The following is a 14,110-nucleotide window of genomic DNA, read 5'->3' on the forward strand; positions in this document are numbered from 1 at the left end:
GATTTTCTAAAAAATTACAATTCATAACACATAACTCATAATTCATTTTACCTTTGCCGAATGAATAATAATCACCATTCCAATAATATATTGCTCAATTTAGGCATCGAAAGCCTAAACGAAATGCAGGAAACTGCACAGGACACTATTTTAAACGACAACAATGTATTATTGCTTTCGCCAACCGGATCAGGAAAAACGCTGGCTTTCTTATTGCCTGTTTTTGAAATGCTGCAAGAAGATACTTCCGGTGTTCAATGCTTAATTTTAGTACCTTCAAGAGAGTTAGGCTTACAGATTGAGCAGGTCTGGAAAAAAATGGGTACCAATTACAAAGTAAATGTTTGTTATGGCGGACATGCTATTGACACCGAAATCAGGAATTTGAGTAATCCACCAGCCGTTTTGATAGGAACTCCTGGAAGAATTGCCGACCATATTGATAGAGAAACCTTCAAAACTGATACAATTGAAATGCTGATTCTTGACGAATTTGACAAATCACTGCAATTGGGCTTCCATGAACAAATGTCTTTTATTATTGGACGATTACCGAAAGTAAACAAGCGTGTTTTGGTTTCTGCTACTTCAGATGTTGAAATTCCTAAATACACCAGAGTTGTCAATCCGACTATTTTAGATTTTATTCCCACGGAAGAAGAAAAAACAAATCTTTCAATGCAAATGGTCATTTCAAAAGAAAAAGACAAAATAGGAAGCTTATTTAACCTGATATGTTCTCTAAAATCAGAATCGGCTATTATTTTTTGTAATCACCGTGATGCTGCTGAAAGAATCAGCGATGTTTTGACCGAAAAAGGGATTTACGCTACTTATTATCATGGCGGAATGGATCAGGACGAACGGGAACGTGCTCTGATTCAATTCAGAAACGGAAGTATCAGTTATCTAATCACAACTGATCTTGCCGCCCGCGGATTAGACATTCCCGAAATGAAACATGTAATTCATTACCATTTGCCGTTTAAAGAAGACGAGTTTACACATAGAAATGGCCGAACAGCCAGAATGATGGCTTCAGGAACTGCTTATATTATCATTCACGAAAGTGAAAAAAAATTAGACTATATAGATTACGGGATGAAAACCCTGAGCGTAGAACATTCAACTTCATTACCAAAAGCACCTGCCTTCCAGACTATTTACATTAGCGGAGGTAAAAAAACCAAGCTGAACAAAATTGATATTGTAGGCTTCTTTTCCCAAAAAGGAAAATTGGAAAAAGGAGATTTAGGGTTAATTGAAGTAAAAGATTTTATTTCTTTCGCGGCTGTGAAATCAAAAAAAGTAAAGGATTTGCTTCATAACATTCGGGATGAAAAAATGAAAGGCAAAAAATTTAAAATTGAAATCGCCAGAAAAGTAATCAAGAAAGAAGAAGAATAAATTTATAGACCATTTAGATTTTTTAAATGGTCTATTTTTTCGAACTTTTTATCTTAACAGCCGAAGGAACAAGCACTTTGTAATCCCCGCCATTTCTAATTACATCACGAACAATACTGGAACTTATATAGGAAGTATCTGCCGCAGTCAGTAAAAATATTGTTTCTATTTTAGATAATCTTCTGTTGGTATGTGCAATGGCTTTTTCAAATTCGAAATCAGCCGGATTGCGAAGACCACGTAAAATAAATTCGGCACCTAGTTTTTTACATAATTCGATTGTGAGTCCTTCATAAGTAATTACTGAAACTGAAGGTTCGTCCTTAAACGTTTCTTCTATAAATTCTTTGCGTTCTTCAAGGGAAAACATGTATTTTTTTTCGGCATTGACGCCGATAGCAATCACAATTTCATCAAAAAGAGGGATACTTCTTTTGATAATATCCAAATGTCCTAAGGTCAAAGGATCGAATGAACCGGGGAATACTGCTTTTCTCATAAAATTATTTTCCTGAATTTTTTATTAATTCATCAATTAAACTGAAAACCTGATGGTCTTTTTCGAAAATTTTGCCAAAATGATTTTTTGCCTGTGATGCATTTTCCGCTACTAATTTTTTATCTTTATCTACATACATAGTCGCCAAATAAAAATAAATACTTCCTAAAACTTTATCATCATAACCTGTTTTTACCTTTTGCTGGTTTAAAAACAATAGGAGCTTGTCCCCCATTTCATACTTATAAAAAAGTTTCTTTAAATCGTTATATGTTGTTGGATTGGAAGGGGCAAGATTAAAAAAAGTGACAGTTGCTTCGTCTAATTTCGGATCTTTTTTTACCAAATAAAGTTCCAACATTAGTTTTATGTTGTAGTAGTTTTTTGGAGCATTTTTATCCGCTAAATTTATATATTTAATAGCATTATCAATATCTTTCAATTCAAAACACATTTGGCTTGCTATTCTGGCTGCATCGCTCTTATAATCTTCATCTGTGTATAATTCATATGATTTTACAGCATACTTCAATGCGTTTTCTAAATCATTTATATACATGTAAGCAATAGATACATTGTAGGCAGACGTTGGATAAGTACTATTTAGTTCAATTGATTTTAAAAAATAGGGGATTGATTCCTTGTATTTTTCATCCAAAATATACAAATACCCCAATGAATAATGAGACATATAATCGCCTGCATTATTTTGAATGGCGATTTCATAATTTTTTTTAATCAATCCTTTTAATTCCTCGTCACTTTTAAGCCAACGGCCTCCGTATTTGAGGAAAGCATCGTAATAATAGTCGGCCAGACTTTTACATAGCTTATAATTTTTGGGATTATTCTTGATTAATTTTTCTAATGACGCTTCAATATCAAAATTAACCATTGCGCTTGAAGAACTGTCACTTCTTCTATAATCCATTATGTCTTCATCCGGTTTAATGTCTTTCAGGGAAAACATTTTATGCGATAAACTTGTAACGAAGTAGTTTAAAACAATATCCTGTTTTAAAAGAAAAATCTCCGGATTATCATTTTTAGGATCCAACTTATCCAATACCTGAAAAGCAGATTCGTATTTTTTTTCCTTAACTAAGGAATTGGATTCGGCTATTTTTTTTGCATTATTTTGTCCATATAAAATAGAACTCAAAATAAATAAGACGCAAAGGAATAAGTGTTTTTTCATTGCTTTATTATGAAAGTGATAACTCAATAGCATTGGTAAACAAATCAGTTAATGAAATTCCTGCTTCACGAGCTTGCTGCGGAATTAAGCTTTCAGTTGTTAGTCCGGGAATCGTATTCATTTCGAGCATATGAGGCTCATCGTTAACGATAATAAACTCACTTCTTGAAAAACCGCTCATTTTAAGAACCTCATAGGCTTTCTTAGCAATTTCACTTACTTTTTGAGTCATCTCATCTGAAATTCGGGCTGGCGTAATTTCTTGGGATTTACCTAAATATTTAGCTTCATAATCAAAAAAATCATTTTCAGAAACAATTTCAGTTATAGGTAAAACAATCACTTTTCCTTTGTAATTAATCACACCTACTGAAACCTCTGTCCCATCAAGAAAACTTTCGATGATAATTTCATTGTCTTCTTTATACGCTACTTCTATAGCCGGCAGAAATTCTTCTTTTGTTTTTACTTTTGAAATTCCAAAGCTTGAGCCTGATTTATTCGGTTTTACAAAACAAGGCAGACCAACTTTACTTAAAATTTCATCCTGACGAATCTCATCTCCCTGATTCAGATAAAAAGAAGTGGCTGTTTTTATCCCGTACGGTTTTAAAACGGAAAGTAAATCCCTTTTATTGAAAGTTAACGCTGCTTGATAATAATCGCAGGAAGTTTGTCTGATCCCTAGCAATTCAAAATAAGCCTGCATTAAACCGTCTTCGCCGGGAGTTCCGTGAATAGCATTGAAAGCAGTGTCGAAAATAATTTTATTTCCGTTTACTGTTACCGAGAAGTCATTTTTATCAATTGGAAATTCATTGTCATTATCATCTACATATACCCATTTTTCCTTAAAAATATGGATTCTGTATCCTTTGTATTTTGAGCTGTCTAAGTTTTGATACACAACGTTTCCGCTGGTTAATGAGATTTTATATTCGCTGGAGTAGCCTCCCATGATAATGGCGATATTTTTCATAAAGGTAATTTGGTTTTTGTATTCTATTTTAGCCCTGATAGAGCCGATATCCTCGAAACGAAGTGAAGAGATAAAGGCGAAAGCAGGAAAAAGCTCCTAAAAAAGCTTTTGTTAAACAAAATTATCATTTTTTTTGAAATGAAACCACATTACAATTTTTATATCTTTGCAATAAATGATATTTTATGAGTTTACAAAAATTTCTATTAAGTTTTACGTTTGTCAAGCAGTTGCTTTTAGCATTGCTTATTGTATGTGCATCCCTTTTCCTTTTTATGTATTGGATAGGTTTTACCACAAATCACGGTCAGGAAATTATTGTGCCCAACTTAAGTAAAATGACACTTGAACAAGCTGAAGACAAGCTTGATGAGCTTAATTTAGATTATGAATTACTAGATACAGTTGATTATAATGCTGCATTTCCGAAACTGTCAATTGTACAGCAAGATCCGAATCCGGGAGCAAAAGTGAAGAAAAACCGTGTAATTTATGTCAAAATAAACTCAACGGGTTATGCAAAAGTACGCATACCTGATTTGATTCAGAAAACATACCGTCAGGCGGTTCCAACGCTAACTGCATTAGGCCTTGAAGTGGGCGATACAAGCTATGTACCTAATTTAGCTAAAGACATGGTTCTGGAAATGAAATTGAATGGAAAATCAATAAAACCAGGCCAGCAGGTTTTAAAAATGTCTAAAGTAGATTTGATTTTAGGCGATGGAAAAATAGGTTTTAATGAAGATGACCTTAACGAACAGAATAACGAACCTACAGATTCAACAAGTAATTCACACTAATGAGTAACCCAAATTTAGATCAGGATTTAGACGAAGAATTATTTGAACATTTCCGTTTTATTGCTGCAAAAGGGCAGTCTATTTTACGTGTAGATAAATTTTTGATGCAACTGGTTGAAAATGCAACCCGGAATAAAATACAGCAGGCAGCCGAAAGAGGCAATATTTTTGCCAATGGCGTTCCCGTAAAATCAAATTATAAAGTAAAGCCTTTTGACGAAATTAAGGTAATGCTTTCGCATCCGCCTTTTGAAAATAGAGTTGATCCGGAAAACATCCCTTTAGATATTGTTTATGAAGATGATTCCTTATTACTTATAAACAAACCGGCAGGATTAGTTGTGCATCCGGGTCATGGAAATTACACCGGAACATTGGTCAATGCGTTAGCTTATCATTTTGAAAATTTACCAATGAACAGCAGTGAGCGTCCCGGCTTAGTACATCGAATTGACAAAGATACGACTGGGCTTTTAGTCATTGCTAAAACTGAGCAGGCCATGACGCATCTGGCCAAACAATTTGAAGAAAAAACCTCAGAAAGAGAATATGTTGCCATTGTTTGGGGAAATATTCAAAATGACGAAGGAACAATTGAAGGAAATTTAGCCAGACATTTAAAAGACAGAATGCAAATGGCTGTTTTTGCCGATCCTGAAATAGGAAAACCGGCAGTTACACATTATAAAGTTTTGGAACGTTTTGGGTATATAACCGTCGTTTCCTGTATTCTTGAAACTGGTAGGACCCATCAAATCAGGGCACATATGAAGCATATTGGTCATCCCCTATTCAATGATGAGCGATATGGAGGTCACTTAATTTTGAAAGGGACCACTTTTACAAAATACAAGCAGTTTATCGAAAATTGCTTCAAAATATTACCACGCCAGGCCTTACATGCTAAAACACTTGGATTTGAACATCCGGTAACCAAGGAATTTATGCGTTTTGACACCGAATTACCTCAGGACATAAAAGAATGTATTGAAAAATGGCGAAGCTATTCAAAATCAAACAGTTTAGAAGAAGAAGAAGATTAATATAATGCTATAGCATGGGAAAACACGCTTTACGTAATGACATGACCTGCCTTAACTGCCATCATGTAGTTGAAAAAAGATTTTGTCCTAATTGCGGACAGGAAAATAAGCATACTAAGGAATCTTTCCATTTCCTTTTTACTCATTTTTTTGAAGATTTCACACATTACGAAGGATCCTTTTGGAAAACCATAAAATACCTGCTTTTCTATCCGGCTAAATTAACCAATGAGTATCTTTCAGGAAAACGGCAAGCTTATGTTCAACCGGTTAAGCTTTATATTTTCATAAGTTTTATTACTTTTTTTCTACTTTCCGTATTATCCACATCTGAAAATAATAAAGAGGAAACAGTAAAAGCTGGTGCAAAGGATACCTCGGTGACAGAAATAAAAAGTTCATCTCAAAAAATAATAGGCCGCTTTAAGTCTGTAGCTGCTTTTGACTCCATTCAAAAAACACTTCCTGAAGAAGAGAAAGCCAGAGGTGTTGAAATTTGGATAGGACGAAAAATTGCTGCCATAAATGAACACAATACCCGCGAAGAATTCAAAGAAAAATTTACAGAATCCATATCCCATAACTTACCAAAGGTAATTTTCTTATTTATGCCGCTTTTTGCGTTTACAATTTGGTTATTCCATAATAAAAAACGTTGGTATTATTATGAGCACGGTGTTTTTACTTTGCATTATTTTTCAATGATTTTACTATCGTTTACCGTATTTACGCTGCTTTGTTGGATTCTTGGTTTTGTTGAAAATGTTATTGCCACAGAAGATATAATTCCTCTTTTAGGAACCATTATATTTTTCTGGTGTATATTTTACTTCTTTCGATCACATAGTCGATTTTATCGGGAAAGCAAACTTGTTTCAAGAATAAAATCCAGTTTCATATTATTTATCAATTTTATTTTTATGGGACTTTTTTTAATTCTTTTGTTAGCCTACAGCATATTAAGCGTACATTAAATGTTAATTAAATCCCATATAATTTGGATATAAACCAGTATTGGCTATATTCGTTCAACAATACCTATTCTATGAAAAGTAAAATTATTCTATTTGCTATTGCTGCCATTTCGCTGAACAGCTGTTCAACAAAAAAAGACGCAGTAGCAAAATCAACAGCTGATGTAACAAAATATGTAAATTCTATTTCTGCTGATGAGCTGAAAACGCACTTATATGTTGTTGCTTCTGATGAAATGGAAGGCCGGGAAACAGGCTCAAAAGGCCAGAAAAAAGCAGGACAATACCTTATTGAAGCTTACAAAAATAATGGAATTTCCTTCCCAAAAGGAGCAACTGATTACTACCAAAGAGTTCCTGCTGAATTCATGAATAAAGAACACGGCGAAAAGCTTGAAGATTCTGAAAACATTTGGGCTTTTATAGAAGGTTCTGAAAAACCGGAAGAGATTTTGGTGGTTTCAGCTCACTATGACCACGTAGGGATGAAAAATGGGGAAATCTACAACGGTGCCGATGATGATGGTTCGGGAACAGTGGCTTTACTGGAAATCGCACAAGCTTTTCAGCAAGCAAAAAACGATGGCTTCGGGCCGAAACGTTCCATTCTTTTTCTACATGTAACAGGTGAAGAACATGGCTTACATGGTTCCAGATATTACACAGAACACCCTTTATTTCCATTATCTAAAACTGTTGCTGACATTAATATTGATATGATTGGCAGACGTGACGATCTTCATAAAGATTCTAATAATTATGTCTACTTAATTGGTTCCGATTATCTTTCTACCGATTTATTCAAAGCTTGTGAAGAAGCAAACAAAAAATATGTCGATATTAAATTAGATTATAAATACAACGATCGCAATGATCCGAACCGTTTTTATTATCGTTCTGACCATTATAACTTTGCCAAACACAATATACCTTCCGTATTTTTATTTAATGGTGTTCATGCAGATTACCATCAGCCTTCAGACGAAGTGGATAAAATAGAATTTGGAGCTTTGGCTAAAAGAACAAAACTTGCCTTCGCTATTGCCTGGGAACTGGCGAACAGAAAGGACAGACCTGTAGTGGATAAATCAGGGAATTAACTTATTTCAAACGTATAAAAAGGGGGAAATCAAATTTGATCTCCCCCTTTTACTTTTTACATTATTGAACCGCTAAATAAGCATTAACATTTCCATACCCGTATTCTGAATTCTTGTTAGGATACAAACTTGCAGATTGGCGCATTTTAGTCAACACCTGTTCTCTGGTCCATGATGGGTTTTTGGCCCAAACCAAAGCAGCTATTCCTGCTGATGTCGCAGTTGCAACCGATGACCCGCCCACATAATCCGTTTGATTATCATTGTAATTATTCACTGGAACCGTATTTCCTGAAGAAGCTCTCTGCATGACAACTGTAAATTCAATTTTACTTCCTGAATGACAAACATCACATTTCTGCATAGCACCTTCTTTAACCCCGGTTACAGCAACAGTTTCAGCCATCCAAGCCGGGAATATTACTCCTACAAAGTTCGTAAAACTAGTGGAAGTTCCTCCAGCACAAAAAATCAATTTTCCTTTGCTGTAGGCATATTTAACGCCATCTTCGATTTTACCTACAGAAAAAATATGTCCCATAGACATTGAAATAATTCTCACATCACTTCTATTAGCTAAAGCAGTAAAAGCGTTTTTTACACCATTCTGTTCATGATAGCCTTCAACCACAACATTGGCAGCGGCGCGATACGTTACAACATTGGCATTGTAGGCAACACCAACCGGCAATCCGTTATCATTTCTAGGTGCAGAAGCCACAGAAGCCATACTGGTACCGTGCCCGCATTGATCATTTGGTCCGTCAGTAGAAGTACTCCAAGGCCAAATAGAATCAACATAAGTTCCGTATTTCTGAATAGTTCTGCCAGTTGATGCTCCATCATTAAAGCTGGAACCTAATAAACTCTGGTTTGGAGAAACTCCCGTATCTACAATACCAATGGTTATTCCTCTTCCTGTGCTGTAATTCCATGCTGAAGGAATATTATGCTGGTAAAATGCCCAAGGGACTTTAGCGTTTGGAGTTACTGTTGTATAATCGGAGGTACTTAATGCTTCAGCGTCATATCCACAACCTGAACTTGAACTGGAGTCGGATCTTTCAGTTGAAGAGGATGCCATATATCTGTAATCGGCAGGTTCGATATACCGGATGTATTTGCTTCTTCTTAGAGCGATTACCGTTTCCTGTTTTTTGATGACAACGTCCATTAAGTTTAGATAAGCATCTGAAGAAATAAGTATCTTATTTACACTTTCTCCTTCATATTTCAGCAGTATGTCAGTGAGTTCTTTTTGAATCTTTTGATTATTGGCAGATTTACTTCTGTCATAATCATTTTTTGAATCTCCAAACCCTATAGTTGCGATGTTTTGGCCTTGTACAATGGCGCTCCAAAGCAAATGGTTTGTAGATTCCTTCCAGTTGAATGATCCCTTCGTGTTTAGGGCTTCATTCATTTTACCATTAATTTCCTGAGGAGTTAAAGGGTTTTCTTGGGCTGCATCAATTACGATTTCCTGTTCGGCAACATTGTCTTTAGAGCAAGAAGCGAAAACAAGCATAGCAAAAATTGATAATTTTAACAGTTTTTTTGTCATGGTTAATTATTTTTTAAGATTATTCTTACTAATTTATAAAAAATAATTAATATCCTATTGATTTTTAGACAATTAAAATTCAGCAGAATTTAAATTTAATTGGCATGACGGGAAAACCACAAAAGTATAAAGCAAAAAAAGCTCCGAATTACTTCGGAGCTTTTACGTTATTTAGGGTGGCTGACCGGGTTCGAACCGGCGACCCTCGGCACCACAAACCAATACTCTAACCAGCTGAGCTACAACCACCATTTATTTAACGAGTGCAAAGATATTCTAAAAGTTGAATTCTGCAAAGAAAAAAAGAAAAAAATTACCTCAAATCATCTAAACTATTGACTGCCAAATACCTTTCAGCAGTAAAACCTTCAGCGTATTCAGCACCAATTAACCTTCCCAAATCCTGTGCGCGGTATTTTACACTATCCAGGAAGTTTTTAGAAGTTATAGGGGTTTCAGGTTCGTTGGCCTTCGGATTGTAAAATTGAGAATCATACGCTAAGATTGCTTCCATTTTACTATCCATAAAACCAGTAACATCCACCACAAAATCAGGTTCAATGTTCTTCCATTGTATGTAATGGTAAACCATTTTTGGACGCCAAGGTTCCTGTATCTCACCGTTTAAACTGGTTTCTATTTTTAATAATCCGGATAAAAAGCAGGAATCGGATACCAGTTTGCTCCCTTTCCCATGGTCAATATGCCTGTCTTCAATTGCATTACAAAGAACAATTTCAGGTCGGTATTTTCTAATTATTCGGATAACTTCCAATTGATGTTTTTCGTTGTTCCTGAAAAACCCATCCCTGAAATTCAGGTTCTCCCTTACTGCAATCTTAAGAATTCTGGCAGCGTTTTGCGCTTCTGAGTCTCTAATTTCCGCTGAACCACGGGTACCTAATTCTCCTCTGGTTAAGTCTATAATCCCGACAGATTTCCCTAATGAAATCTCTTTGGCAATTGTGGCGGCACAACCCAGTTCAACATCATCCGGATGTGCTCCAAAAGCAAGTATATCTAGTTTCATCATTATAATATTCGTTTCATTATTTTCGATTTATTCATTGTCTCTACCCACTCTGCTTCGGGGTTGCTGTTTTTTGTAATTCCGCAGCCAATATAGAGGTGGGCTTTCTCCTTTTCCAATTTCATGCATCTAAGATTGACATAGAAATCGGAAGCAGATTCATTAGTATTAAAATCATGGTTTAATTCGCCCAGAAAACCCGTATAATATTCCCTGTCGTAGCCTTCATTATTCACAATAAAATCTTTGGCTAATAACTTCGGCTGACCGCAGACAGCAGGTGTTGGGTGCAAAATATCTACTACCTTCTTTAAGTTGGAATCTGAACTTAAAACTCCTTCAATATCCGTTTTAAGATGCAACAGACTGCCTGCTCTGGTTGTATAAGGGCTGGAAACCGTCATTTCTGAGGTAATTCCTTTGAGGTTTTCTATTATAAAATGGGTTACAAATTCCTGTTCTTCCCTTTCTTTATTTTGCCAAAAAACAACATCATTCCCTTGAAATGCCTGTGTTCCGGCTAAGGCCATAGTAGTAAACTTATTTTCTTTGGCATACAGCAGCTTCTCCGGAGTAGCGCCCATCCACATGCCTACTTTTGGGTGAAACCAGCAATAACAAAAAGCCGTTGCATAATATTGCAGCATTCTTTCGAAAACAGTTTCCAAATCAAATTCATGCAAAGCCACTGTTTCTGTTCTGGACAACACTACTTTGGTAAAAATACCTTTGTTGATGCTGTCAATCCCTTTTTGGACCAAATTCATAAAATCTTCCTTTTCAGAAGGATTCGCCAGTGTTTCTGGTGCATCATCATCACCGGGACTTACCAGATGCGGTGCAGCAAATTTCACATGCGACAATTCTAAAGGGAAAACAATAACATCATCATTCCGGAACGGCGCAAAAATAAAGCCTCTTTCATGGAAATCTTTGGAGAAATATATATGGTCATTTTCCTGAAAAAGGCCAACAACCGTTTTGGAATTTGGTTTTCGGTACAAAACAAAAGGCAGCTGCTGCTTTTTATGTTGGTTAACTTTATCAAAAAGTGAGTTCATAACTATTTTTTTAACGGTAAAACGATATTTGTCAGCTTACAGAGAGAAATCATCACTCCTTGTTCATCTACAATCTTAATTTCCCATAAATGTACCAGTCTTCCCTTGTGAATCATTTTTGCTGTAGCGAAAACTTCTCCTGCACGTTTGCTTTTTACGTGGTTAGCTGAAATCTCAATGCCGCGGACTTCTTCATTTTCCCTGTCGATAAAAAGTATTGAAGCAGCACTTCCTACACTTTCGGCTAATGCCACGGTAGCTCCGCCATGCAACAATCCCATTGGTTGGTGGACTGATGAGTTTACCGGCATTTTAGCTACCAGAAAGTCAGGACCTACGTCAATAAATTCTATTTGGAGTGTTTGCATCAAGGTATTTTGACACATGGTATTAAACTGGTTTAGAATCTCTTCTTTATTCAAAGTCATATTTCATTTTTTGACTTCCAAATTTACAAAAATTAGAATTACTTCTTTTTGAATTACAGAATAAAAAACAAATTAGCCCGTTAATACATTTTTCCTTATTTTTATCAAAAAAATCAAACCAAAATGCGCTATACCTTCCTATTCTTTTTTGTTTTTGCCTTATCATTGGTTTCCTGCAGAAAAGATTTTGATACTGTTCCAAGCAGAGGACAACTGGAATTCTCCAAATCGACTGTGTATCTTGACACCGTTTTTACCAATGTGGGTTCCAGTACTTATATGCTAAAAGTGTACAACCGAAGTGGAGACGATATTACTATTCCAAGCATTGCATTAGGGAAAGGTGCTAATTCCAAATACCGTATTATGGTAGACGGAATGACCGGACAGGACGGAAACGATCCTGATAATATAGGTGATGGTAAATTCTTTGAAAATGTAGAGTTGCTGGCTCATGACAGTTTGTTTGTTTTTATAGAAGAAACAGCGGACATTGCCGATGCTAATCCGGCAGATATGCTCTATACCGATCAGATCCTTTTTGACAGCGGTTCCCTGCAACAAAAAGTAGATTTGGTTACGCTGATAAAAGATGCCGTATTTCTGTACCCTGAAAGAACACCGGATGGTAATGGAGGTTATATTTATGAGCATCTTCAGATAGGGTCTGATCCTGCTAATACAATTTACGGTTTTTTCCTTAGTCATACTGATCCGGTTAACGGAGATGAATTGCATTTTACCAATGCCAAACCTTATGTGATATATGGCTATGCAGCGGTTCCGCCGAATGAAGTTCTTGTCATTGATAAAGGGGCCAGAATTCATTTTCACGATCAGGCGGGGATTATTGTGGCTAATACCGGAAGCATTCAGGTAAACGGAGAGGCTTCTACCACTGAGGATTTGGAAAATGAAGTTATTTTTGAAGGTGACAGACTAGAGCCGGGTTTTTCCGATACTCCCGGACAATGGGGTACTATCTTATTGACTCAGGGAAGTACTAATAATATTTTCAACCATGCTACTATTAAGAATTCTTCGGTTGGAATTTTTATTCAAGGGCAGGATGCTACAACTGTACAGATTAAAAACACTCAGATTTATAATTCTGCCAACGTAGGAATACTGTCCAGAACCGGTAAGATAAACGGAGAGAATATTGTCATCAATAAAGCTGGTCAGTATGCGCTAGCTTGTACTCTTGGCGGAAGTTACGATTTTAAACATTGTACTTTTACCAATTACTGGACCGGAAGTTCCAGACAATCCCCTACTGTTTTACTTGATAATTCCTTTTTTGATGGCACTACACTCTTTGTTGCTAATTTAGATCAGGCTAATTTTGCCAATTGTATCGTTTTTGGCCCTAACAATATTGAAATAGGGATTGTGCAAAAAACAGGCCCTGCTCCTACTGTATTCAATTATAACATACATCATTCCTTGATTAAATTTAATGATACGGGAAATCAGTTTGCAAGTAATCCGTTATACGATTTTGCTGATACTCCTGCTAATCCTAATAATAATGTTATCAGCAACTACATCAGTCCGAATGATCCTAAGTTTAAGAATTCATCGAAGAATGATTTGCATATTCTTGCAGGATCTTCTGCCATAGGTAAAGGGGATGCTGCTATTATTGTTCCTACTGATGCTGATGGCAAACCTAGGACTGCTTCTCCTCCGGAAGTTGGGGCTTATGTGGTAACGCCGTAAGTAGTACTCTTAATAATATACAGCACAAAGTCATTGCTTTTGAAATGATTTTGTGCTGTTTTTGTTTATAGCTCTTATTTTGTTTCTTTCCCCGCTGCTGCAAAGTCTCCCGACTTTGTGCAATGCTTAAACAAAAGCATAGTGATTTATTGTATATGATAAACTATTTATACTTCAGAAAAAAATTTCGTGTTTGTGGTATTTTTTTCAATACTATTTTTTTACCACAGAAGTTGTGGTATTTTTTTTAAAACAAAAATTTTACCACAACTTCTGTGGTAAAATTTTCTGTTTGTTTTTTT

The 14,110-nt window shown here is 35.8% G+C and carries 13 protein-coding genes and 1 tRNA gene; 6 read left to right on the forward strand and 8 right to left on the reverse strand.

Annotated features, from left to right (window positions below):
* Window positions 1–60: 60 nt before the first annotated feature.
* Window positions 61–1,407, forward strand: a complete 1,347-nt coding sequence (locus tag ACRDEC_RS05360) for a DEAD/DEAH box helicase (protein ID WP_431497300.1) — start codon at window positions 61–63, stop codon at window positions 1,405–1,407.
* A gap of 31 nt (window positions 1,408–1,438) precedes the next feature.
* Here ACRDEC_RS05360 and coaD read toward each other — a convergent pair whose 3' ends face one another.
* The 3 genes from coaD to ACRDEC_RS05375 are packed head-to-tail and all read right to left on the reverse strand — an operon-like array spanning window position 1,439 to window position 4,083.
* On the reverse strand, window positions 1,439–1,906 hold the full coding sequence (gene coaD, locus ACRDEC_RS05365; RefSeq protein WP_431497301.1) for a pantetheine-phosphate adenylyltransferase: 468 nt from the start codon (window positions 1,904–1,906) through the stop codon (window positions 1,439–1,441).
* A 4-nt stretch (window positions 1,907–1,910) separates the two neighbouring features.
* Window positions 1,911–3,104, reverse strand: coding sequence for a tetratricopeptide repeat protein (locus tag ACRDEC_RS05370; protein ID WP_431497302.1), 1,194 nt, complete (start codon window positions 3,102–3,104; stop codon window positions 1,911–1,913).
* A 7-nt stretch (window positions 3,105–3,111) separates the two neighbouring features.
* Window positions 3,112–4,083, reverse strand: coding sequence for a D-alanine--D-alanine ligase (locus ACRDEC_RS05375; protein ID WP_431497303.1), 972 nt, complete (start codon window positions 4,081–4,083; stop codon window positions 3,112–3,114).
* Between the two features lie 185 nt (window positions 4,084–4,268).
* Between ACRDEC_RS05375 and ACRDEC_RS05380 the strand changes: the two genes are divergently transcribed.
* The 4 genes from ACRDEC_RS05380 to ACRDEC_RS05395 all read left to right on the forward strand — a co-directional run bounded on the left by ACRDEC_RS05380 (window position 4,269) and on the right by ACRDEC_RS05395 (window position 8,003).
* On the forward strand, window positions 4,269–4,886 hold the full coding sequence (locus ACRDEC_RS05380) for a PASTA domain-containing protein (RefSeq protein WP_431497304.1): 618 nt from the start codon (window positions 4,269–4,271) through the stop codon (window positions 4,884–4,886).
* Window positions 4,886–5,929 carry an RluA family pseudouridine synthase gene (locus ACRDEC_RS05385; RefSeq protein ID WP_431497305.1) on the forward strand — a complete coding sequence of 348 codons (1,044 nt, stop codon included), beginning with the start codon at window positions 4,886–4,888 and terminating at the stop codon, window positions 5,927–5,929. Before ACRDEC_RS05380 ends, ACRDEC_RS05385 begins: the two co-directional genes overlap by 1 nt.
* 14 nt (window positions 5,930–5,943) lie before the next feature.
* Entirely contained in the window at window positions 5,944–6,903 is a 960-nt protein-coding gene (locus tag ACRDEC_RS05390; RefSeq protein ID WP_431497306.1) for a DUF3667 domain-containing protein, read from the forward strand.
* 71 nt (window positions 6,904–6,974) lie between these two features.
* Window positions 6,975–8,003, forward strand: coding sequence for a M28 family metallopeptidase (locus ACRDEC_RS05395; RefSeq protein WP_431497307.1), 1,029 nt, complete (start codon window positions 6,975–6,977; stop codon window positions 8,001–8,003).
* A gap of 61 nt (window positions 8,004–8,064) precedes the next feature.
* Here ACRDEC_RS05395 and ACRDEC_RS05400 read toward each other — a convergent pair whose 3' ends face one another.
* From ACRDEC_RS05400 to ACRDEC_RS05420, 5 genes are all read right to left on the reverse strand, one after another.
* The gene (locus ACRDEC_RS05400) at window positions 8,065–9,567 is read right to left on the reverse strand and encodes a S8 family peptidase (RefSeq protein WP_431497308.1); all 1,503 of its coding nucleotides are present in this window, start codon (window positions 9,565–9,567) and stop codon (window positions 8,065–8,067) included.
* 175 nt (window positions 9,568–9,742) lie between these two features.
* Window positions 9,743–9,816 (reverse strand) — tRNA-His (locus ACRDEC_RS05405).
* Window positions 9,817–9,880: 64 nt separating this feature from the next.
* Window positions 9,881–10,597 (reverse strand): bacillithiol biosynthesis deacetylase BshB1, encoded by a 717-nt coding sequence (gene bshB1, locus ACRDEC_RS05410; protein WP_431497314.1) that lies wholly within the window; start codon window positions 10,595–10,597, stop codon window positions 9,881–9,883.
* A 2-nt stretch (window positions 10,598–10,599) separates the two neighbouring features.
* Window positions 10,600–11,658, reverse strand: coding sequence for an isochorismate synthase (locus ACRDEC_RS05415; protein WP_431497309.1), 1,059 nt, complete (start codon window positions 11,656–11,658; stop codon window positions 10,600–10,602).
* 2 nt (window positions 11,659–11,660) lie between these two features.
* Entirely contained in the window at window positions 11,661–12,086 is a 426-nt protein-coding gene (locus ACRDEC_RS05420) for a PaaI family thioesterase (protein WP_431497310.1), read from the reverse strand.
* Window positions 12,087–12,209: 123 nt separating this feature from the next.
* Between ACRDEC_RS05420 and ACRDEC_RS05425 the strand changes: the two genes are divergently transcribed.
* On the forward strand, window positions 12,210–13,808 hold the full coding sequence (locus ACRDEC_RS05425) for a hypothetical protein (protein ID WP_431497311.1): 1,599 nt from the start codon (window positions 12,210–12,212) through the stop codon (window positions 13,806–13,808).
* The last annotated feature ends 302 nt before the right edge of the window (window positions 13,809–14,110 follow it).

Source organism: Flavobacterium sp. (assembly GCF_050696275.1).
GTDB lineage: Bacteria > Bacteroidota > Bacteroidia > Flavobacteriales > Flavobacteriaceae > Flavobacterium.

Coding starts and splice junctions, on each gene's coding strand:
- ACRDEC_RS05360 (WP_431497300.1), top strand. CDS start 61: ATGAATAATAATCACCATTCCAATAATATATTGCTCAATTTAGGCATC.
- coaD (WP_431497301.1), bottom strand. CDS start 1,906: ATGAGAAAAGCAGTATTCCCCGGTTCATTCGATCCTTTGACCTTAGGA.
- ACRDEC_RS05370 (WP_431497302.1), bottom strand. CDS start 3,104: ATGAAAAAACACTTATTCCTTTGCGTCTTATTTATTTTGAGTTCTATT.
- ACRDEC_RS05375 (WP_431497303.1), bottom strand. CDS start 4,083: ATGAAAAATATCGCCATTATCATGGGAGGCTACTCCAGCGAATATAAA.
- ACRDEC_RS05380 (WP_431497304.1), top strand. CDS start 4,269: ATGAGTTTACAAAAATTTCTATTAAGTTTTACGTTTGTCAAGCAGTTG.
- ACRDEC_RS05385 (WP_431497305.1), top strand. CDS start 4,886: ATGAGTAACCCAAATTTAGATCAGGATTTAGACGAAGAATTATTTGAA.
- ACRDEC_RS05390 (WP_431497306.1), top strand. CDS start 5,944: ATGGGAAAACACGCTTTACGTAATGACATGACCTGCCTTAACTGCCAT.
- ACRDEC_RS05395 (WP_431497307.1), top strand. CDS start 6,975: ATGAAAAGTAAAATTATTCTATTTGCTATTGCTGCCATTTCGCTGAAC.
- ACRDEC_RS05400 (WP_431497308.1), bottom strand. CDS start 9,567: ATGACAAAAAAACTGTTAAAATTATCAATTTTTGCTATGCTTGTTTTC.
- bshB1 (WP_431497314.1), bottom strand. CDS start 10,597: ATGAAACTAGATATACTTGCTTTTGGAGCACATCCGGATGATGTTGAA.
- ACRDEC_RS05415 (WP_431497309.1), bottom strand. CDS start 11,658: ATGAACTCACTTTTTGATAAAGTTAACCAACATAAAAAGCAGCAGCTG.
- ACRDEC_RS05420 (WP_431497310.1), bottom strand. CDS start 12,086: ATGACTTTGAATAAAGAAGAGATTCTAAACCAGTTTAATACCATGTGT.
- ACRDEC_RS05425 (WP_431497311.1), top strand. CDS start 12,210: ATGCGCTATACCTTCCTATTCTTTTTTGTTTTTGCCTTATCATTGGTT.